This window comes from Chitinophaga sp. 22308 (assembly GCF_052045305.1).
Lineage (GTDB): Bacteria > Bacteroidota > Bacteroidia > Chitinophagales > Chitinophagaceae > Chitinophaga > Chitinophaga varians_A.
Genome location: NZ_JBQEOP010000002.1, coordinates 725,267 through 747,458 on the forward strand (window position 1 = coordinate 725,267; position 22,192 = coordinate 747,458).

Annotated in this window: 18 protein-coding genes, 1 tRNA gene and 2 pseudogenes; 13 read left to right on the forward strand and 8 right to left on the reverse strand. The window is 41.4% G+C overall.

The annotated features are described in order from the left end of the window. Positions 1-119: 119 nt before the first annotated feature. From ACTJJS_RS09655 to ACTJJS_RS09675, 5 genes are all read left to right on the forward strand, one after another. On the forward strand, positions 120-2,912 hold the full coding sequence (locus ACTJJS_RS09655; RefSeq protein ID WP_440663502.1) for a TonB-dependent receptor: 2,793 nt from the start codon (positions 120-122) through the stop codon (positions 2,910-2,912). 4 nt (positions 2,913-2,916) lie between these two features. After that, complete coding sequence (locus ACTJJS_RS09660; protein WP_168872732.1) at positions 2,917-3,669, forward strand: GLPGLI family protein; 753 nt, start codon at positions 2,917-2,919, stop codon at positions 3,667-3,669. 119 nt (positions 3,670-3,788) lie between these two features. After that, on the forward strand, positions 3,789-4,055 hold the full coding sequence (locus ACTJJS_RS09665; RefSeq protein ID WP_168872733.1) for a hypothetical protein: 267 nt from the start codon (positions 3,789-3,791) through the stop codon (positions 4,053-4,055). 405 nt (positions 4,056-4,460) lie between these two features. Next, positions 4,461-5,000, forward strand: coding sequence for a hypothetical protein (locus ACTJJS_RS09670; protein ID WP_168872734.1), 540 nt, complete (start codon positions 4,461-4,463; stop codon positions 4,998-5,000). A 248-nt stretch (positions 5,001-5,248) separates the two neighbouring features. After that, positions 5,249-5,785 (forward strand): AAA family ATPase, encoded by a 537-nt coding sequence (locus ACTJJS_RS09675; RefSeq protein ID WP_440663503.1) that lies wholly within the window; start codon positions 5,249-5,251, stop codon positions 5,783-5,785. On the opposite strand, the gene ACTJJS_RS09680 is transcribed toward ACTJJS_RS09675, so the two are convergent. Both ACTJJS_RS09680 and ACTJJS_RS09685 read right to left on the reverse strand, forming a co-directional pair. Continuing rightward, positions 5,780-6,220, reverse strand: a complete 441-nt coding sequence (locus ACTJJS_RS09680) for an acyl-CoA thioesterase (protein WP_343744145.1) — start codon at positions 6,218-6,220, stop codon at positions 5,780-5,782. The genes ACTJJS_RS09675 and ACTJJS_RS09680 overlap by 6 nt on opposite strands. Before the next feature lie 43 nt (positions 6,221-6,263). Further along, entirely contained in the window at positions 6,264-6,395 is a 132-nt protein-coding gene (locus ACTJJS_RS09685) for a hypothetical protein (protein ID WP_440663504.1), read from the reverse strand. Between the two features lie 57 nt (positions 6,396-6,452). Here ACTJJS_RS09685 and ACTJJS_RS09690 point away from each other — a divergent pair. The 8 genes from ACTJJS_RS09690 to ACTJJS_RS09725 all read left to right on the forward strand — a co-directional run bounded on the left by ACTJJS_RS09690 (position 6,453) and on the right by ACTJJS_RS09725 (position 11,877). Beyond that, positions 6,453-6,537 (forward strand) — tRNA-Ser (locus ACTJJS_RS09690). A 64-nt stretch (positions 6,538-6,601) separates the two neighbouring features. Continuing rightward, positions 6,602-7,141: a hypothetical protein gene (locus tag ACTJJS_RS09695; protein ID WP_440663505.1), complete on the forward strand. Its 540-nt coding sequence runs from the start codon at positions 6,602-6,604 to the stop codon at positions 7,139-7,141. 341 nt (positions 7,142-7,482) lie between these two features. Beyond that, positions 7,483-8,112: a hypothetical protein gene (locus ACTJJS_RS09700; protein ID WP_440663506.1), complete on the forward strand. Its 630-nt coding sequence runs from the start codon at positions 7,483-7,485 to the stop codon at positions 8,110-8,112. Between the two features lie 222 nt (positions 8,113-8,334). Continuing rightward, the gene (locus tag ACTJJS_RS09705) at positions 8,335-8,664 is read left to right on the forward strand and encodes a helix-turn-helix transcriptional regulator (protein WP_440663507.1); all 330 of its coding nucleotides are present in this window, start codon (positions 8,335-8,337) and stop codon (positions 8,662-8,664) included. Between the two features lie 462 nt (positions 8,665-9,126). Further along, on the forward strand, positions 9,127-10,659 hold the full coding sequence (locus ACTJJS_RS09710; protein ID WP_440663508.1) for a hypothetical protein: 1,533 nt from the start codon (positions 9,127-9,129) through the stop codon (positions 10,657-10,659). Between the two features lie 9 nt (positions 10,660-10,668). Then, positions 10,669-11,160 carry a peroxiredoxin family protein gene (locus ACTJJS_RS09715; protein WP_440663509.1) on the forward strand — a complete coding sequence of 164 codons (492 nt, stop codon included), beginning with the start codon at positions 10,669-10,671 and terminating at the stop codon, positions 11,158-11,160. Between the two features lie 56 nt (positions 11,161-11,216). Then, the gene (locus tag ACTJJS_RS09720; RefSeq protein ID WP_440663510.1) at positions 11,217-11,474 is read left to right on the forward strand and encodes a hypothetical protein; all 258 of its coding nucleotides are present in this window, start codon (positions 11,217-11,219) and stop codon (positions 11,472-11,474) included. A gap of 160 nt (positions 11,475-11,634) precedes the next feature. Further along, positions 11,635-11,877 carry a hypothetical protein gene (locus ACTJJS_RS09725; protein ID WP_440663511.1) on the forward strand — a complete coding sequence of 81 codons (243 nt, stop codon included), beginning with the start codon at positions 11,635-11,637 and terminating at the stop codon, positions 11,875-11,877. 84 nt (positions 11,878-11,961) lie between these two features. Here the strand turns inward: ACTJJS_RS09725 and ACTJJS_RS09730 are convergent. The 6 genes and pseudogenes from ACTJJS_RS09730 to ACTJJS_RS09755 all read right to left on the reverse strand — a co-directional run. Beyond that, positions 11,962-12,189: pseudogene (locus tag ACTJJS_RS09730) on the reverse strand (integrase core domain-containing protein); the annotation flags it as partial. A 588-nt stretch (positions 12,190-12,777) separates the two neighbouring features. Then, positions 12,778-13,098, reverse strand: a pseudogene (locus ACTJJS_RS09735) (transposase); the annotation flags it as partial. A 117-nt stretch (positions 13,099-13,215) separates the two neighbouring features. Then, positions 13,216-15,834, reverse strand: coding sequence for a prolyl oligopeptidase family serine peptidase (locus ACTJJS_RS09740; protein ID WP_440663512.1), 2,619 nt, complete (start codon positions 15,832-15,834; stop codon positions 13,216-13,218). A 221-nt stretch (positions 15,835-16,055) separates the two neighbouring features. Beyond that, on the reverse strand, positions 16,056-17,336 hold the full coding sequence (locus ACTJJS_RS09745) for a thioredoxin fold domain-containing protein (protein ID WP_440663513.1): 1,281 nt from the start codon (positions 17,334-17,336) through the stop codon (positions 16,056-16,058). A 26-nt stretch (positions 17,337-17,362) separates the two neighbouring features. Next, positions 17,363-18,787 carry a RagB/SusD family nutrient uptake outer membrane protein gene (locus tag ACTJJS_RS09750; protein ID WP_440663514.1) on the reverse strand — a complete coding sequence of 475 codons (1,425 nt, stop codon included), beginning with the start codon at positions 18,785-18,787 and terminating at the stop codon, positions 17,363-17,365. 9 nt (positions 18,788-18,796) lie between these two features. Then, entirely contained in the window at positions 18,797-22,168 is a 3,372-nt protein-coding gene (locus ACTJJS_RS09755; protein WP_440663515.1) for a SusC/RagA family TonB-linked outer membrane protein, read from the reverse strand. Positions 22,169-22,192 lie beyond the last annotated feature (24 nt).

Below are 22,192 nucleotides of genomic sequence, written 5' to 3' on the forward strand. Positions count from 1 at the left end.
CATGATAAGTAGACTTATATTTAACAGATGTTTATCATCTCCCCGATATTTAATTCAAAATTTATTATGGAATTTGGTTCCCTAAGCATCTTACCAAACAACCCTGTAGTCGCCCACAAATGAAAAAACTATTGTCATTCATCTTTTGTTTGACCGTTTACAGTATCAGCCACGCACAGCATGCGAGAATCAGTGGTCAGGTTTCTGATACGTTAAACCATGTTAAACTTCCCAACACTGTCGTAGCGCTTCTGCACGCCAAAGATTCCGTCCTTTACAAGTATGTCCGTGCCGGTGAAAGCGGCGGGTTTGCGTTCGACAACCTGCAGGCAGGCAAGTACCTGTTGATGATCACTTATCCGGCATTCGCGGATTACGTTGAGCCGGTCACGTTATCTGATACCAGTGTGCTCCGTTATGATAATATTATGATGACCCTGCGGTCGCGCCTTCTGCAGGAAGTCGTGATACAGCAAAAGGTCGCCGCCATCAAAATGAAAGGCGACACGACGGAATTTAATGCCGGCAGCTATCAGACGCAGCCAAATGCCAGCGTGGAAGATCTCCTGAAAAAACTGCCCGGTATCCAGGTGGACAATAAAGGACAGATCACCGCCCAGGGAGAGAAGGTCAAAAAGGTGCTGGTGGACGGGGAAGAGTTTTTCGGTGATGACCCTACCCTCGTGACGAAAAACCTGCGTGCGGACATGGTGGACAAAGTACAGCTGTACGATAAAAAAAGCGAACAGGCAGCTTTCACCGGTGTGGATGATGGCCAGGCCAGCAAAACGCTCAACCTCAAATTAAAAGAAGACAAGAAAAACGGCTATTTTGGAAAGGTGGAACTGGGCGCCGGCACCAACGGGTTTCATGACAACCAGGTCATGCTGAACGTGTTCAAAAAGAAAATGAAAGTAGCCGCCTATGGGATCGTTTCCAATACCGGGAAAACCGGCCTGAACTGGCAGGAGTCAGACAAATACGGGCAAAGCATGGCAGATAATGCCAGTATGGATGGCTCTTCGGATTTTATTATCCTCAGTGGCGGAGATGATGACTTTTCAGGCTGGGATGGCCGGTATAGTGGTAAAGGTTATCCATTGGTACAAACCGGTGGCCTTCATTTCAATAATAAATGGAACCAGGACAAACAGAATATCGGTGGTAATTATAAGTTCATGAAACTCTATATGGACGGTAACAGCACCACCACCACCAAAAACATTCTGCCTAATAATGCAGTCAGTTACAGAAACCAGCGGGAGAACTTCAATAACGACTTGATGCGTAACCGCATTGACGGTCGTTATGAAATACAACTGGATTCTTCTTCCTCCCTACGGCTGGACATGAATGGTGGAATAGACCATAAAAAAACAAACAGCAACTTCTACTCAGAATTCCTGGATGGCGACAGTTCGCTGGTCAACCGCAACAACCGCCATCTTTCAGTTGCGGACGATACCCGTCAGCTGAACAGTAACCTGTTGTGGCGTAAGAAGCTGAAGAAAAAAGGCCGTACGTTGTCGGTAAATGTAGCGGAGAACTATACCCTCAGCGATGGTGACGGTGTACTGCGTTCCTTCACGGAGTATTTCAAAAAGAGCGGTGGTGTGGATTCTTCCTATCTCACAGATCAACGTAAAGTTTTCAGAACGGAGAGCATTAATGCGTCGGGCAATATCACTTACACAGAACCGATATCGACGTTGTCCTCGCTGGTAGCTAACTATGGCCTGGCTATGGTCAACAGCAAATCCTACCGCAACTCCTTTAATGCCGGCGATGCCGGTAAATATGATATGATGGACAGTACCTACAGTAACAGTTATGTATTTAACATGCTTACGCACAAGGCAGGGTTGGGGTATGTGTACACCGGCAGAAAGGTACGGATACAGGCTACCAACAACGTAGGGTTTACTACTTTCCAGCAGGATGATGTTTACCGGAATACCAATCATGACCGCAGTTTTGTGAACTGGTTCCCGGCTGCGTCTTTCCGGTATACTTTCAGTCAACAGCGACGCCTGAGCATCAACTATAACGGGAATACCAATCAGCCCAGCATAAACCAGTTACAGCCCGTTCGTACCAACGATGACGACCAGGATGTCAAAATCGGCAATGCCGCGTTGAAGCCTTCGTTCAGAAACAACTTCCGCGTGAGTTATTTTGATTTTAAGGTGCTTTCGGAGCGTTCTATCTGGCTTAGTGCGAGTTATTCCTCTACCAAAAATGATTTCGGAGAGTCTTCCACTATTGATGATAAAGGTAAGCGCACTACGCAGTTCATCAATATCAATGGCAATGAGAATGCGAACCTTGACCTCAATATGGGCTGGAAAATCAAGCCGCTCAATGTTAACCTGGGGTATACGCTGAGAGGTGGTTATTATCGTAATGCCAACTATATCAACGATCAGCTGAACACCACAAAAACTTTTAACGGTACGACCGGTATTGATCTGATGAGCTCCAAGGAAAAGAAATATGAGCATTACCTGTCATTGGAAGCGACGTATAATACCAGTCTTTCTTCCATACAGCAGTCCACACGCACCAACTACTGGACCTATAACGTTACCGCCGCGGAAAGATATTTCCTCCCCTGGCAGTTCACGATTGAATCAGATGTGGTGTGTAATTTCCGGCAGAAGACAGCGGTATTTACCGATAACAATAACGTGATACAATGGAATGCCGCCCTTGTGAAGAAGTTTGGCAAGAAGGAAGCGCTGGAACTCAGGGCAGCAGTGAAGGATATCCTGAACCAGAACATCGGTTTCAACAGATCTGTCAACAGCAATTTCATTACGCAGAACACCTATTCCACGATCGGCCGTTATGGTATGCTCAGTGTGATATGGAATTTCAACAAAGTAGGCGGTGGCAGTATCGCAAAAAAATAATCCCATGAGAAAGATCTTTTTATATATCGTTTTATCGTTGTGCTGCTATGGTGCGCAGGCGCAGCATACTGTTTTCCTGGACAAGGGGCGTATTGAGTTTGAGAAGAAACAGAACATACACGCCATGCTGGATGAAATGTGGGGAAGCGGGGAGGGGCAAAGCTGGAAGGAACTGGAGAAGAAGTCGCAGCCTCAGTTCAAGACCTCTTATTTTGATCTGGTGTTCAGTGGTAACATTACCTATTATAAGCCCGGGCGTCAGCTGCCGGAAAACAACCAGGTGCGGGAGTGGCCGGCGGAAAAGAACGTGGTGTATACCGATTTGGCGGCGCAGCATAGTGTGGCCCAGAAGCAGGTGTTTGACCGCCTTTTTCTACAGGATGATTCCACCCGTGCCATACGCTGGAAGATCACGGATGAAACCAGGAAGATCGCTGGTTTCGACTGCCGGAGGGCCAATGCCATTATCATGGACTCTGTGTATGTGGTGGCATTTTACACCGATGCTATCGTTACTTCCGGGGGCCCGGAGTCTTTTTCAGGGCTTCCGGGGATGATACTGGGACTGGCCTTGCCCCACGAGCATATTACCTGGTTTGCCACCAAAGTGCTGGTCGATGACGTGAAGCCGGAGAGCCTGAAGCAGCCGGCGAAAGGGAAGAAAGTGACCCGGAAAGAGCTGATGGAGAATATGTCCAAAGCCTTGAGTGACTGGGGGAACTGGGGTAAAGTGTACATGAAAACAGCCCAGTTTTAGCGGACTGTTGCGTATGTTGCCTTAACAAAATATTATGATAATGAAATCTTAAAAGCGCTGCTACCGGACAGGAAAGGCTTCATTTTTGTTTTTTAGCCATCGAACTAAAAATTTTAACCATGGCTAAGCAAACCGTACAAGCAGTAAAGAATGAAATCCAGCAACTGGCAATTGGAAATTACAGGAGTTATTCCGACCAGTATGAGTCTACCGCGCCGGACACACTGATCAGCGTACAGGAACTGGCCAAAGGATACTGGGATTGCCGGGATGATAAAGAGGTAGTAAGAGACGAGAAACTGGGAATTAGTTTGGATGACTACCAACTTTGGACAAAGGAGGCACATAGTGCGTTTTTAAAGGCCAACGGCCACTCACTCAACTAGACATTTCTCCGTAGGAGAGAGGCGATAAGTCCAGCATTACCGGGCTTATCGCCTTTTTATTTTCCCTAAAAAATAAATTTGTTTTTGTATTGTTATTCTACTTACCTTCGTAACCCTGAGATATTTTATTTGTTACTTCATAACCATAGCCTCACTACTTCATAACTGATTGCCATCCTCAAGGGCAGGTGTACTGACAGGCCAGTCGGAACATCTTCAAGAAAACCTTTACCAAAGAAAAATTACTACTGCTGTCGCAGCGAAAGGAGTAAGTCGCCTCTAGACGAGGACAGGGATATTTGTCAAGATGATGTGCATTTTTGCTACAACAAAGGGACCTGAGAAATGAAAGTTTCGCGGCGGGCGGGCAGTGATTGCCGATAACACTTTAAAAACCCAGGTAACATGAAAAAAACACTTTGTTTGTTGATGGTCCTGCTGACGGCAGGACTGGAAGTTTTCTCCCAAGCCACGACCATATCTGCCGACGCCAATTTGTACAATGAGCCGGATCTGGTAACGAAAATCTTTGGCAAGGATAGAGGGGCCTTATACGATGAGTTTCTACAGATCTCCCCTGTAGAACAGAAGGCCTTTACAGATGCATTTCTGGAGTATGAAGATGAGAAACGCCCATGGCTGGCGGAACGCATCGCTTTACTGCGGATGTACAATGAAGAGTTTACCTGTCTGGATGAAAAGAAAATGAACAGCCTGACCAAGCAGCTGATCAACAATGATCTTGAATTTGGCCGTTTGCAGATGCGTTATTTCCGGCGCATGAACAAACTGTTGGGTGCTACCAGGGCTGCCAAATTCTTCCAGATGGACAATTACCTGGAACAGTCTTCCAGAGCATATCTTCAAAACGATCTGCCTTTTATCAAAGCATTGGAGTCAGACCGTCAGGTATTTTCCAGTGCTAAGCCGGTGACACGCTGGTAAGATGGATATTTACCGCTGAATGTAGTGCAGAAGGACTTGTGATCTGTTGTTTTTAACTCACCGTTATTTGTTCCCCCCATCCTTTCCCATTATTGTACCCCAAAGACATCATCTGACGGATGATTGGCTTTCGTCCATTGTTTGTTGCCTTTCTCAGGGCTGAAGCCCTGGGTCACGTTGTGATAATGTCGTATGTTTGTAGCCTCCTTCTTCCAGCCATCTTTTTATTTTCCATTTTATTTATTGCTATGATCAGACAGAACGGGTATGTATTTACCGGTGGCCCCGGTGCGGGCAAAACATCGGTGATTACTGCCTTAGCAGCAAAGGGGTTTCCGGTCGTGCCGGAATCAGGCAGGCAGATTATCCAGGAGCAGGTAGCCAGCGGAGGAACGGCATTGCCCTGGGCCGATAAGGAATTATTCCGTGACAGGATGCTGGCAGCAGCCCTGCAGGATTTTGAACAGCAGCCAGGTAACGGGCAGCCGGTATTCTTCGACCGGGGCATTCCCGACCTGATAGGCTATTCCGTATTGGAAAACCTGCCGGTACCAGCGGTACTGGAGGAATATGCCGCCACCCTGCGGTACCATCCGCGTGTTTTTATCTTTCCGCCCTGGGAGGAGATTTATCAGGGCGATACGGAGCGCAAGCAGGACTATGCCACGGCCGTGGCCACCTATGACGCCATGCAGGCGGCTTATACCGCTTACGGGTATGAGCCGCTGGTGGTGCCTTTTGCCAGTATTGCCGGCAGGGTGGCTTTTGTCCTGGCCAATTTATGAGGTGGTTTCCGTGAAGTCCTCACTACGGGGAAGGGAGGTGAATTTCTCCATCAGTTCGCCTGACAGGGCTGTCAGCTTCCGGAGCTTCGTATCTATCCAGGCGCCGTCCACATTCACCACGGCTGATTTGATGCCGTCTTTCCGGTATATCTCATGGCGTACGGACCAGCGGGAGCCGTCGGGGCGGCATTTGGTCAGCTCGCAGGTAACGCGCAGGGAGTCGTGGGGGCCTGCCTCCCGGAGGTAGATGGTTTCTTCCCGGAAGAGGATGGGGCCGATGTGCAGCTCCTGGAAGTGCCGGGCGTCCATGCCCGCTTTCTCCAACATGGCCAGGCGGGCCTGGGCGGCAAAATCAGCATAGGCGGAGTGCCGCAGGTGCATATTGGCGTCTATTTGTGACCACATGACAGGGCCTTCAAAGAATATATTGTCCATCTTTAAAATTACGGAAAAGGAATATGTTTGCCAGCGGGGCTAATTACTTGTTGTTCAGGGTGGTATATAATGATAAAAATGTACCGGTGCTGAAATCGTCCGTCATGGCCGTTCTGGCGGTATTTTGGCCGCTGTCCGGCAGCAGGGGCGGTGGCTCCGGGATATAATTTTTCAAAAAAAACGGCTGAAAATTTTTTTTACTTCATTCCCTTTTATACATTTGCGGTCTCACGGAGAGTTGGCAGAGCGGTCGATTGCGGCAGTCTTGAAAACTGTTGACTGTAACAGGTCCCGGGGTTCGAATCCCTGACTCTCCGCAAGCTTTAAGCTCTGTTGTTGCAAAACAGCGGGGCTTTTTTCTTTTTAACCCGAAATCATATCATGAAAAAAACCTTACCTCTTCTGCTGGTATTGTTCTCAGCTGTCTTGTTCTCCTGCGGTAAAAAAAGTGACAACAACGTATCCCCTGAAGGCGATGCCACCTGGAAACTGGGGGAATATAGTTATGTGAAAGCTTCTTCTGCCCAGACATCTTCCGCCGATGGCAACATTACGTCTATCGCTGTCAGTACCGCCGGCAATGGCGGCAACTATGGCGCCTTCTCCGGCAGCTCGCTGACCATCGTTTTTCACGGCAACCTCGGTGAAGGGCAGTATACCCTCGGTACTGAAGAAATGCTGGCAGCCAACGCCACCAACAGGACGATCGTTATCAACTGCACCGTAGGCACTGCTGTGAACACCGGCGCGGTGATGTACTCCTATGGCGGTACTGCCGCCACGGCCACCGTCACCAAAGACAAAGACGGCAAGTTTCATATCAGCCTGCCCGCAACGACGCTGACCAAGAAGCTGGAAGTGCTGGGAGGGATACCCTCAGCCAAAGCGACGTATGAGCTGACGGTGAATAATGCGTATTGAGAATTTTTCCTTAGGATACAAACCCACTGGTACGACAGATGCCAGTGGGTTTTTTATTGCGTTTTAGTTTTTGGCGCTCCTTTATTGTTGATGACCCCTTTCTCAAATTTTTTTTTCAAAAAGTTGAAAGATAATTTTTCGATCAATCTTATATCTTCTTTATTGTCTTGGTTCAAAAAGTGTTGTTTTGTAAGTTTTCCTAATCAATTTGATAGCCCCAAAATCATACTGATTTTATTTGTGTCATTCCCGGTATTCGCTTCCTATGATGCTTTTCTGTCTTGTGTTTGGAGATATGAATGCAACCACTATATTTGCGCTTGTACACATAAATCGTACTTATGAACAAAGATCAATTTAGTATCGGCGACGTAGTGGACTGTCCGCTGCATGTTGATGCCGGAGTAATGTTCGTCCGTGATATCAACGCGGAAAAAAATGAACTGTTGCTGGCAGATGCACCGGAAGGTGGTCGCACCGTCTGGATACATTTCAAAGACGTAGCGGGTGTGCCGCTTACACCAAGGGTACTGCAACTCGCCGGCTTCAAACCTATCGCCGGTAAAAAAGGACTGTACGGGGCCGGTAACGGTCTCCGGCTGCAACGCCTGGGCAATGGTTACTACGTCGAAGACGTATATGACGATCAATCCGAACCCCTGGTGATGGAAGAGCTGCACGAACTGCAACATTATTATTCGTTGCTGCTGGACCAACCCCTGCACATCAACGGTATTCACCGGCCCATGCCCTTGGCAGAGCTATGCCCGGACCATACCATGACGCATTACTACTGGTTCACCTACCAACGTAGCGACGGCCGTTTCGTGGAAGACGTCTCCTCCCAGCATCCACTCACTACCGTCAGCGCGCTACGCCTCCTCGAAGACAGCGGCATCGTACTGCTCAACTGGCAATTGATCTCCTACGATCAGTATCTGAGCTTCGACAAACCGTGGACAGTCCGGTAACTTATTATCGACTCAACAAGCAACAGGCGGGGAGCTCTCTCCCTGCTTTTCCTTCTGTAACCCTTGCTGCGACTATTGTGCAGCCGGTTTCGGTTGCTTAAAAAACTTGACTTTCCTATTGAAAATCCGACAAAAAAGTCCTAACTTTTAATTGCGATTGCAACTTTAGAGTAAAACGTATATCGCATGATGTATTGCCAATACCCTCATAACCATCAATTGATGAAACTGACAAAGTTCCAAGAGAAAGCTATTATTAAGACCAAAGCATTCATCGACGAACAGCCCCCAAAAAGAATAGATATACAGCACCTGGTCCACTTCTCCGGTCTTAGTGAAAGCAAACTAACTAAAGGATTTAAAATGCTCTACCACGTAACAATTTATCAGTATCAACTTGAACGCGCTATGAACTATGCCAAAAAACTACTGCAGGAAGATCATCAGGTAAAAGAGGTGGCTATCACTTTAGGGTATAGTACTTCAGGCAGCTTCGCACGGGCGTTTCATCGTGTGTTCCAGGAGGCACCGGGCGAGGTGAAGTGGCGGTGAAGTGCACGGTTTCGGTAAAGAGGTTACGGTTTTTGTTTCCGTGTTGTTGTTGGAAGGGAAAAGCGACTTGTTTAAATTGCATATGAAAATAACCATTGAACTGATGATGTTTCTATTGGGTGGCGTCGAGAATAAGTGATTTTCATTTGTGATATGCGATTGCTGTTATCGGTAGAAAACATTTGCCAGGAATAGTTTTAGGAAGCCCTTTTTTACCTGTTAAAAATGACCTCAATGCCTTCTGTAATTACACTTTAAGATTCTTACTACAATAACTATCGTATTGGTAGTATATGTTAGATGGTTTGTGTGCACAATTTATTTAAATATGCTACGCATTGATTAAGTGTTGAATAAGCATTTGTGTGACGATAGGCGCTATGCTTGTTTTATGTTCAGTCTTTTATGTCAATGCTTGCGCTTTAAATTTCGTAATTCCCCAGATTCATAAAAATGACGACTATGCAAATAGCAGAAAAAGCCAGATACACAGAAAAAGGAACTGTTTCATTTAAAAAGTTTGTTTTGGGAGATACGTTTAATAAAAATGCGATTTGGGTGTGCTTCTTAATAATGTGTGTGGAGTTTGGGGTATTTAAGTACTTCTATCCACAAGCCGGTTTTATTAATGCGGACTCATATTCATATATACAAAGTGCATTCAATAATCTAAGTATTGACACTTATCCAATCGGATATGCTAAGTTTTTAAGGTTTTTTAGTATTTTCTCTACAAGTGATACATGCTTGGTGGCTATCCAGTATCTAATGATTCAATTTAGCATGATATGGATGTTGTATAGCTTTTTCTATTTCTTTGATCTTAGAAAATGGATACGAGGTTTACTTTTAGTCGCCTTAGTGTTAGGCCCTGTTTCACTTTTCTTATCAAACTACGTTTCTAGTGATGCTTTGTTTTTTGCACTGAGTATAAATTGGTTTACAATTCTTATTTGGATTTTGCAGAAACCTTCTGTCCCTCTTTTGATATGGCATTCTGTAGTAATTGTAATGGCATTTATGGTCAGGTATAATGCTCTGTTTTATCCTATAATTTCGGGGCTGGCATTTTTAATTAATCGATCGTTTTTAAAAGAAAAGATAGTTGGTATCCTCATTTCTTTTATACTAATTGGCTCCTTTGTTTTGTTTACGGGTGGTCAGTATAAGAATCTTACAGGGTCGTTTCAGTTTTCTCCGTTTACAGGATGGCAAATGGCTAATAATGCAATGTATGCATATAGGTTTATTGATTCTATGCATAGAGAAGAGGTGCCTGATAGGTTTAAGGAACTAGATCAGGATGTTAGAAATTATTTTGATTCAACAAAGAACTATTTCAAATATCCTCAAGAGTTGTTACTGGCTAATACTTTTTATATGTGGAGGAAGGAGTCGCCACTGCGAGTGTATATGAATAGGCTATATAGAAAGGATTCTTCCGCTGTTGAATTTAAAAAGTGGGCTAGTGTAGGAGGGTTATATAACGAGTACGGAAAGATGTTGATAAAAAGGTATCCCGCGGCTTTCGCTAGATATTACCTTTGGCCCAATTTTCTTAAGTTCTATGCTCCTCCGGTTGAGTTTTTGCAAATTTATAATAGTGGTTTAGATACTGTGCAGACAACTGGGCGGAATTGGTTTAAATATTCGAGTAATAAATTAAAATACCGAACTAAAACCCGGGTTGTTGAGATATTAGATTGGTATCCTGTATTTAATGGTGTGCTTAATGCTTTGTTTGTAATGATGAGTTTTTCGTTTTTCGCCTTAGGAGGTAGATATTCGATGAATAATCTGTTTCATGTTTGGTGTTTGTATTTTTCATTTTGGACCGTCAACCTACTTTTTAGTGTTTTTGCCTCTCCGGTTGCTCTTAGGTTTCAGTTATTCCCGTTTTCGCTTTGTATGTTATTTAATATGGTTATGTTGGATTTTGTTATTAAAGCAGGTTTGAATATGAAAAGTATAGATTCACTCGAAATAGCTGGATAAACGTTTTTTATGCCCAAAAGTATTTTTTATTTAGCCTTCTTGTTGGTAGTTAGTTGTGCTGCCCCTTCTGGCCGGATTGACCGTTCTGTCGGACTGACGCTACCTTCGATAAAAATGATGATGATTGACAGTAGTACTTATTTTGATACAAATAGCATTTCCATGTCGGCGCCAGTTGTGATGCTTTTTTTTGATCCTTACTGTGATTTTTGTCGAGCCGAGGTGAAAAGTATCTTAGGTAGTATGGATCAGTTCAAAGACGTTGAGTTCTGTTTTTTAACAGCAGCTTCGATAAAGGATGTTAGATCGTTTAATAGAGAGTTTGATTTGAATAAATATAACAACATTCATCTAGGAATAGATACTGGGTTGATTTATTTAAAGTTTTATAATATTAATAGAGTGCCGCATACAAGTGTTTATTCAAACGGCAGAAAGGTGAAGAAGGCATTTGCAAGCAAAGTAGATGCAAGTGAGATACTTTCGGCGCTGAAGGACTAAATAGGTTGGGGCATATTTCTTAATCTTATTTAATCACTCATCTTAATTCAATTGATATGCTTAAGTTAAGAGTTTTGATTATTGGATTAGTTTTGTTTCTCGTAGCGGGTATAGTTACCGCTCTGAAAGCGAGAAGTTATAATTATGTGTGGATAGGGGATCCATTATATCCTGAAAAAGGATGTTTTATTAAAGTTAATTACTACACACTTGATCCAAATGGAACTTCAGTTATGATTACCTATGCTTCAATAGTGAATACTGTCTCTTGTGAAATGAAAGTTTTATATACGGGAGAGGGTTTTATTCAATGAGTTTACCTTTACTATGATATTTAATTTTTTGCGCATAAATAGATCATGACATCTGAGTGATACCAAGATGTTATGTTCGGTATCAAAGTTGAAGGGATAATGCCGAACCCCCTTATAAAAAAGTAGGCAATATTTATTTTCCTTTTCAAAATTTATCATCATGAAAAAAGTTAGAATTTTGCTGGCTGCTTCCGCTGTTGTTGCAGTAATTGGTGGTATTTCTGCTGTGAAAGCACTGTCTACTGACCACGTTTACACCCGTCAGAGCCCGGCTATTAATAACTGCCAAGTTAAGGTGGATTTCGCAACACTTGATCAAACAGACATTCCTCTGCAGTCAACATTTGTTACTTTAACTCCTGGTCCTTGCCCAGACGTTAAACAGATCTATTCTTCTAACTAAGAATTAGATGTAAGATTTAAGGGTAGAAGGAGCTTGGGCTTCTTCTACCCTTTCCATTTTTAGCGTTGATGCTGAAAGCTACCCTCAAACAGTAACGTTTTTAACTAAAGTTTCCCATTCATAACCTACATCTTTTTGAAGTGTCGGGAAGTTATTTGTTTTCTGATGTTGCTGAAGAAAATCTGTCGGGGATTTGTATCCTGATGACCCGTGTGGTCTTTGATTGTTGTACAGCCACATCCACGCATTAGACAATAATTGAGCTTCCTTGAGACGGGTAAAGCAGAATGCATCCAGGACTTCCTCCCTATAGCTTCGGTTGAAGTGCTACATGTAGCCGTTCTGGAATGTTTGCCCTTCTGAATAAACCTAAGCTCAATACACCGGATAGCAGCGCATTCTGCCAGCGCCTCTGCCACAAACTCAGGTCCGTTATCGACTCCGATTTTTAGTGGTTGTCCACGTCAGGCAATCAACTTATCAAGCGGTCGGATAATGCGCTTGCTGGGTAAACTGGTATCGATTGTGATATTTAATGCCTCTCTGTTATAGTCATCTATGATATTAAAAGATCTGAAGGTGACACCATTATTTAGGGTGTCATGCATGAAATCCATAGACGAGGGTATGTTTGGTGTGACTGGTTGGAGTAATAGCTCCATTATTCTCGCCGGCAAGCGTTTTTTGTGCTACGTCTCATGTTGAGCCTCATCTCTGTATAGACCCTGTAGACCCGTTTATGATTCCACTTCTGGTTCAGATTACGTAGATAATGATGCATCATTCAGAATCTCCAGCGATTATGCAATTGCGACAACTCAAATAATTTATCCCGGATATTCCTGTCACTATTTGGAATGGATTTGTAGTAGTAGACAGAAGGGTGAATTTGAAATAATCTTAGGCCTGCCTGATATCCATTTTGTGGCTTTCCTGGGCATAATCCACTAGCTCATGCTTATCAGCCGGCGTTAAGCTTTTTTCGGTAACATCTTTCATTAAGGTGATCTGGAAGATTTGTTCTGCCACTATTTTTTTGTACTGAGTCAGCTCTGATTCCAAGTCCTTTAATTTCTTTAACTGGTTAACCTCAAGCCCAGAGTACTTGGATTTCCACTGATAAAATGTCGCCTGGCTTACTCCATGATCACAACAGATGTCCGTTACTGATTTTCCCGATTCTTGTGCATTTAGAATCCCGATAATCTGGCATTCTGTAAATTTTGATTTTTTTCATACTCCTTAAATTTAACGATTATTCGATATTTCTATATCGTTACGTTTTAAGGGGGAACTTTCAAAATTTTTTACCGATAAACTTAATGTTGTTGTCTCTCGTTAGTCGAAGGCATTTATGTGTTTTGTCATCCAAGAAGGTATCGCACCATCTCTTAAGTAGTGATTGAGGAATGAATATAGTTTTTCCTTGTAATCGATGATGTTGGCGGGAATTGACAACCCATGATCTTCACCGGGATATGATAGGAGCCACGCTGGCTTTCCTAACATACGAAGTTGCATAAATAATGCTTGGCTTTGAAAGACCTCGCCCTGTTTGTCATTTGGATTATGCATGAATAGCACTGGGGTATTGACATTATTAGCAGAGAAGAGCGGCGAATTTTTAATATAGGTATCTGATGCCTCGATAAATGGTCGAGTTAGTTTGAATGGACCGTATTGGCTATATCCAAATCTATCGTTGCCATTTCTGGCAATCGAAAAAGAATATGAAATTAGGTCACTGTTTGCGGCTTGTGGCACGGCAGCAGCGATAGGTCTGGAAATATGAGTTATAATGTAATTCGTTTCCCAACCGCCAAAACTTGTTCCAGTCATTGCTACTTTATTTAAATTAACCCAAGTATACTTCGAGAAGTGATCTAGTGCAGCTACAATAGACTGTAAAGCTCCCTGACCTGCTTTCTCAGGTTCGCTAATGATGTCAGGTCGAAAGACCAAGTATCCATTACTTACTAGATATGCAATATCGATATCACCACCGTTAATTTCTGGTAGAGGGAAAATATTAAGTTCATTACTATATGTTTCATAATAGTTAAAGACTATTGGGTATTTTTTTGTAGCGGAGAAGTCTTCGGGTTTATACAGGACACCCTGACAGTCATTTCCCAGGGAGTCTTTGTAGTTATGTAGTTCTGCAATTAACCAATTGTACTTTTGCTGCGGTTGAAGATTGGAAAGTTGCGTGAATTTTTTGAGGTCTCGGCTGTAGTAATAATTAGGACTGTTATTGAATTTTTCTTTTCTTATTAGATAGCCTTTGCGGAATTTAGATTCTACAAATTGTGTTCTTGATAGCATGTGATATTTGTACATGTATTTTCCGATTGCGCTTGCTTCCATTGATAGCTTTGTTAGCATTGGTTTTTCATTCAGTTTAAGGGAGTAATATCCAAAGTCCTTTGTTAGCGTATTGAATGCCTTTAGAATAACGTTGTCTCTAGGTTGAAAGACTAGGTTTGTTTCCGTATTCTCAATAGGATAGAATTTGATGCGTTCTTTTCTTCCTTGTCCATTTGTTAGATTAATGGGCTTACGCGCCCCTGTTAGATCCAGAGACCAAATATCATACGAGTCACTTACTAATACCTGTGATTTTGATGGTATCCATCCAACAATTTGCTCAGGATACGACTCAGGTTGAGGGTAGTTTTTAAATCGATTGTTGAGTAGTGGTTGATCTAGAGTGCTACTTATGCAATTTTCTGTCGCTGAACTAATATGGTAGGCGTAAAAATGATGCGTATGTGGTTTGTAGTAGACGAGGAATTTGGAATCGGGAGAGAAAGTAGGATTTAGCATTTCGTCACTCCTGCCTATTGTTTTCCTCTCACCTGTTAAAATATTACATATTCCATAGTCAACTGTAAATTTGTTACGTACTTTTAGATTGAGCTTGTAGTTGGTTGAAAATATAAAATATGGATTGTCTTTATTTTGAAATGACATTATATCAATTTCCTCGCCCTTGTTGATTAGTCTTTTTATATTGCGATTCTCTATGTCGACAGAGGTGAGGAAGGATCTAGGTCTAAAACTGGTAGGATTTTTAAAGAAGCTTACTAAATATAGATCCTGATAGTTCCAGATTTCCGGATTGCTTGGTTTTGTAGCCTCTCTTACCGTTTCTGTTTGCGAGAATATTATCAGTTTTCCATTGGGGCTGAATCTCCAGTTGTCCCTTGTGGTAATGAAGCCAGAGTCCAGACCTGGAACATCTTTGTTTACGAGTTCTATCGCCTTAGAAGCCCCTTTCTTATAATACCAAAAATTGGTATTTTCTCCTGTTTGGGTAGTGAATGAAATTTGTTCTGATGATTGATCAAATATTGTTGCTCCGACCATTGGGCCTGAATAAATTTCTTTATGGGAAAAATCTTTGATGTTTATCCAGGACATTGTTTCTATTTCAGGTTCGGAAGTGGACTGTTTTATGATGAGTGTCTCGGAGTTTGGGCTGATTTCATATGTTTTGGTATTTGGAAATGATGCCAGGAGGATTCCTGTTAGCGATTCGATATATAGCGTACTATCCCTTCGTAAATAAACTATTATTTCCCTTCCATTTATTTTTTTTGTTGTATATGATTGGATTTTAGATTTGAAAGTTGTTTTTTTTGATTTAAGGTTTAGGGTAAAGAGAGAGTCTCCCTTCTTGTATAGAAAGCTTTGTCCTTGTTCGCTGAAACATGGATCTTCAATGTCTGAAATCGTTTCTCTCCAGCTACTGTCACTTTTTACAATTACGGTGCTGTTTATTGTGGGGGAATCATTTTTTATATTATAATATACATATTCTCCATCATTGCTTATATTACCATGGTCGACGATAGGCCAGTTTCTATAAGAATTAAAACTAATTAACGCCTTTTGAGCGGTCACATTAAAAACAATCGAGAGAGTAATGGTTAGTATTATAGATAGCGATTTCATGATTATCTTTGTTTGGTTGATTAGGAGTAACTTAAGAAGAGTCTTAATTTACTTATTTTTGTGATAAAAATGTGGTTTCTGCTGTATTAGTGCAGTGAGATGTTCTTTTATTGAAATTTTATTACTTGTGGACATAGCTGGATGGTCATCGGGTGTTTTTTTATATCATCTTCTTGTTGTAAACACACTGCAAAAAAAGAAGAGAGAACTCTTGAATATTTTTACCAAGTTTGAATTTTATTCTCCATATTTTTTACCGATTCTTCTATTGAATGGATAGCTTCAATGTCATTTGATTTTTTAGCTATTTGTAGAGCTTTTTTTTCAATTTCTATCGCTTGATTGTGTTGGCCTGATTTATACAGGACATTTGCATAAGTGTCAATTTTGTAATAATCGGTGGGTCTTGTTTTTAGTATTTCTTTCATGTATTGCTCGGCTTTTGAGAGAACAATAGGGTCATTACTGTGTTTAAGTATAAGATTCCATACCATGTTGTTTACATAGACAGCTCCCCAATCGTCGGTTGGTATGCCATATGTGTCGAGCTTCTTTATGTGATTTTTTATAGCATTGTCCCAATCTTTCTTTTCAGTATACCATTTTATTTTACTGGACAAAATGGATCTGCCAGCTATTTCGGAGGTCCACTCGGTCTTTATTCTGTATTCCAGGCTATCCCAGTTTGGAACCGCATTTTTTCTTAATACAGGATTTATTATATTTTTTGCAACAAGGAGCGCAGTTGTTTTTTCGGTTATTTGTGGTATTGTCGTTATGCTATCCGATTTTCGGGGATTATCAATCATGTATTTTATTATGGGGTCGTGACTATCAAATAGAAAGTAGAAATTATTGATGAACCTAATGAGGTCTAGAGAAAGAATGTAAGCTGGTTCGCTATTGTTTATGTATAGATCTTTACATTTCTGAGCTGATAAGATCGACAATGAGTCGATTTGGGCATCGTGCAAGTAATTTGAGAACTCCAGGAGTTGTTTGTTTTTTAATTCTCCGGAAAGTAATCTGTTGGTATTATAGTCCAACGTATATATTGCTTGTTCTGCTTCTTTGCAGATAATTAGAAATTGTTTGGCAGGATAAAAACCTTCTTTTCTATAAGCCAAGTTTCCATTTGAATTAAAGAATAAAAAAGTCGGAAGTGCAGTGATATGATATTTCTTTATCAAATTGGAAGAAAGGGAGTATTGATTCTTAACTAATGTGTTGTCGTTTAAAGTTGAGTCAGACTGTATTTTTATCGATATGAATTTCTTGTTTAGGTATCCAATTATTGAGTCGTCTGAAAATACCTCTCGATCCATTTGCTTGCAGGGTCCGCACCAAGTTGCGTAAACGTCAATAAATATTATTTTTTGATTATTTTTTGATTCGGATATTAGTTCCTTCCAACTTCCACTATGCCTAAAGTTCACCTTATCCTGGGCGAATGCTCTGAGCGAAAATAAAATAGATATTATAACGATGATTTTTGAATCCATGTTGTTTGGTGTTAAGTGTGATATGGTTAATTGTAACCTGGATTTTGTTTTAAGTTTTTGTTTCTTAATATTTCACTATTTGGAATTGGAAATAGGGATTTGTAGGATACCCAAATGCCCCCCTTAAATATTTCAGCTTCTTGCATGATTTTATCAATATTATCATTGCGTTTAAGGTCTAGCCATCTGTGTCCCCATTCCATAAAATATTCTACTCTATTTTCGTGAAGTATAGTATCTCTTAGATTGTTTTGTTGTAAAGTACCTAATGAATTTAGTTCTGCTCTCTTTCGTATAACATTTAGGTCTTCTATGGCGCCTGATAGATTGTTTTGTTCCGCCCTTGCTTCCGCTCTGATTAGATACTGCTCCGCTAATCTGAATACTATATTGTATTCTTTTACCTGATTGCTGTTAGCATCTATTTTGTATTTTGCTGCATATGGAAACGTAGCTGTTCCTGATGCATATTCCCCCATCCAATGAGATAACCTGCCATCACCACTTTCAAAGCTTGAAACTAGCGAGTTGGAAGCATAGACTGATTTACCTACGCTTCCAGGCGGTGTTGTTAATAGGAAAACTGATGCCTCATCCGTGTTGTATCCGGTTTTGACTGGTTGTAATGCCCAAATAGTTTCCTGGCTGTTCTTTAGAAAGACTTGGTCTAAGGGAAGAATGGAATAAAGCGTATTTTGATTAATAACCTCCGTTGCTGCTAGTTCTGCAGATTTGTATTCTTTGTTGAATAAGTATACTCTAGCCAATAGAGAAGTTGCAGCGTATTTGTTGGGACGAATTCTTTCTGAGATTAATTTAGTTATAGTTCCGTCGTAGTATTTTTCATCTAACAATTTCTTTGCATTCTGAAGATCTGATATTATCTGGTTGTATATTTCTGAAGGGGGAGAGGTTGATATCGTTGAATTTAGCTTATAATCAGTTGATGTGATCAGCGGTATATTCTTAAAGTAGTTTACCAGGTAGAAATAATAGAATGCTCTTAAAAAGTATGCTTCACCTAATAGCTGCTGTTTTATCCGGGGGGTTAATGTACTGGCTTTATTTAAGCCTTCCACAGCGGCGTTTATTGTATAGATTCTAGTATAAAAGTTGCTAAAGAGATTTTTGGCCTGATTCGAATATTCTGGGTTGAGATCGTTCCTGTAATATGCTAGAAAATCTAATTTGTTTAAGTCAAATAATATTAGATTATCGGCTGATAATTCTGTTAGGAAAGATATTGATGTTATCCCTCCCGCTGCAAAATCGGAGTACATCATTTGAGCATATATACCCGTGAGAGTAGCGGCTGCCGTGTTGTCGAGCTGATAAACGTTTTCCGCGTTTATGCTTGTTGACGGAGCTCCAATGTCAAGAAATTTCTTGCAGCTGGTGGCAAGAATAACTATCGATATGAAAGTTAATTTGATATTTATGTAGTTTTTCATGTATTAATTTTATAAGGTGAGGTGAATGCCGAATGTGATAGTTCGTAGCGGAGGTAAAACGTTCATGAATTGAGATTCAGGATCGGGTCCAAAGAAGTTAGATAACGTTAATAGATTTTGCCCTTGAACAAATATCTTAGCTGATGTGATTTTCATTTTTTTCATCCAAGTGAGTGGCAAAGAATAGGAGAGTGACGCGTTTTTAAGTCTTATGAATGAACCATCAGTATATTGAGCCTCGCTGAAGAAGAGGGAGTTGTAGGAGGTGTTTGACTGACCTGCCTTTTGGTAGTAACTGTGATCACCTACTGTTCGCCATCTGTCTGAGACAATGGAGGGCATATTTATCATACTGCCAGGCGATGCCATTAATGCTATCTTATCGCTGTAACTTGTTTTTTTGACAAATTGAATAGTGAAATCAATGCTGATATTTTTGTATGTGATCGTATTGGATAGTCCTCCATAGAATTTGGGGTTAATATCGATTAGTTTTGTTCTGTCAGTGGTGTAGTCTGGTGCTGTTGTTGTTTTTCCGTCAGCTGTCTTGTATTCGTATAATCCCGTTTCTGCATTTACTCCTAAGAATGGGTATGCTTTGACTATATTCACCGGATAGCCGACAACGAACGATTCGGATAATGTTGATGCATCTATATTTTTGAATGACTGTAGTTTGTTTTTAGGGACTGTTATATTAAATGAAGCTGTCCATGTAAGAAGTTTCTTTTTTAGTGGTATAGCATCAATTTGTATTTCTAATCCAGTGTTTCTTATTTGCGCATCGATGTTTTGGTTGACTGAGGAAAAACCTGTTATTAATCCTAGCGGATAGCTTATAAGCTGATTAGAAGAGTTGTTGATGTAGTAATTACCGTTGAATATTATTCTGTTGTTTAAAAAGCCTAAATCTACCCCGAAGTTTAGTTTTTTGGTAATTTCCCATTGCAGAAAAGGATTGGAATGACCGGTTGGCTGTAAGCCGGTAGTTTGCTGGTATGGTATGTCGACAGGTACTGTGTTATATAAAGTTAGATATTGATAATCCCCAATTTGGTCATTCCCAGTAGTGCCATATGATACTTTGAGCTTTCCGAAGCTTAGAGGTCTGATGTTTTCTTGGATAAACTGTTCGTCGCCAAAAATCCATGAACCGGCAATAGAATAGAAGTTTGCAAATCGGTTCTCATAGCCGAATCGACTGCTCCCATCACGTCTGCCTGCTAATGTTACCATGTATTTATCTTTGTAGCGATATCCAACTCTTCCAAACAGAGCGTTATACCTATATAATGCTTGTAGCGAATAGTTTATCGATAAGTTTGGTGCTGCCTGTAAATTGTCAAGTTGAGCGTCAGAAGAATATCCTGTCCCTTTAACAGATAGTACATAATTTTTTATTTGTTGAAATGTGAAACCTACAAGTGCATCAAACGATCCCGCAAGCATCTCTTTTTTGTATTTTAACTGAGGTTCTACTATCCATGATGTTATTGATTTGTTTGCCGAGGTAGATGATCTGGGATTAAATGTAATTCCAGGATTAAATGCGGTTCTTGGGATTATACTTGTTTCGTTTGTTTGTAAATTGTTATATCCAAGATTAGTTTTAAGGTCCAGTCCTGATAAGACATTGTACTCGATATCTACTTTTGAAATGAGATTACTAGTATTGCCAATGTATTTAGTTAATAGATAGCCAAGTGGGTTTCTAAAAGTGTATACAGGAGCATTTTGTGCTTTTCCCCAATTTAATCCTCCATCATCTGTGTATAGATTAGGTGCATTAGGAGGAAGCGTTACTGCTGGACTCATCAAGTCGGTGGTTGGTAGAGTGTTTTTTCCCTGAAGATATGTGCTGATAAAATTTAATTTGAGTTTTTGATTGTTGGTTCTGTGATTTAAGTTTAGGTGTACATTACCTTTCGAATCACCCATATTGCCAGGGTATACAGTAGTCTCTTTTAAATAGCCACCGCTTATTAGAAATTGTGTATTAGTGTTTCCGCCGGATATGGAGGCTTGTAGATTACTAAATGCAGCGGTGCCGCCTACCAACTCTTTTTGCCAATTAGTACTATGCGTTGTGTCCCATGTACCGTTAATGTCGTAATCCGTCGGAAATATATTTGCACCATCGTTCTTTTTTCCCTCTAATCGTAACGATATATAGTCTTTAGTATTTAGCATGTTGAGAAACTTTGGAACTTTTCCCCAGCCGGTTTGTAGGTCGAATTCTATTCGGGTTACTCCTGCTTTCCCTTTTTTGGTAGTAATAAGAATTGCTCCATTTGCGGCTCTTGATCCATAAATCGAAGTTGCATCAGCATCTTTAAGTACAGAGATGCTTTCGATATCATTTGGATTAATATATCCTAATGTACTTCCTCCTCCCCCTATTATAGTTGACCCCATTAATGTTGGAAGAAGGTTTTGTGGAGTATATGGGACTCCATCTACAACAAAGAAGGGAGTAGTGCCTTGCCTAAGGCTGTTGATACCTTGGATATTTACATTTACGTTGGCAGCAGATACACCTGAAGACTGTTGAATGAATATTCCCGGCACTCTTGCCTGCAACGCCAACAATGGATTCGACACCGGCTGCCGCTCAATCACCTCCGCGCTCACTGTCGCAATATTCCCTGTACTAAACCTTTTGGTGGTGGTTCCATACGCTATCACCTGCACCTGGTCCAGCGCCGTGTTCAGCTGTTTCAACACTACATCAATAGATCCCTGGGAAGCTTTTACTTCGCGGGAGAGATACCCTATATAGCTAAACACCAGCGTTGCCGCTGCATTTGTCTTCAATGTATAAGTGCCGTCAGGTTTGGTCACTGTACCAGTGCCTCCGCCTTTTACGCGGATGCTCACGCCTACGAGCGGCTGGCCTTTATCATCCTGTACGCGGCCTTGTACATATACTACTTTGGTGGAGTCGGGGCCTCCGTTATCGAACGTAAGAAAATCAGCAGCTGAAAGGTTGGTACGCAGTTTCCGCGTCACAACAATAACGTTGTTTTCTATAGTATAGGTGAAGGGCTGATTTTCGAAGATCTTGTCCAGGGCTTCGGGGACGGAGTTCTCCATGAGCTGGAGGTTGACCGGCTTGGAGTCGCGGAGGTTATCGGACTCCACGAAGAAGGAGTAGCCGCTTTGTTTCCGGACGGCCTGGAGCACTTCCCGCAGTGGTGTGTTGGAGGCGGTAAGGGATATCCGTTGTGAATAAACGCTGGCGGTAACCTGCAGGTTGAATAAAAACAGTAATGCGATTAGTTTCATGGCCACTATGATTTTGAGAGCGTGACGGCTCTGTCGGGAGGGGATTTTTCGAAAAGAAATATCCATTCCCACCTTGGTGGGTACTTTATATTCCATATCTTTGTTTGGTTGAAAATTGTG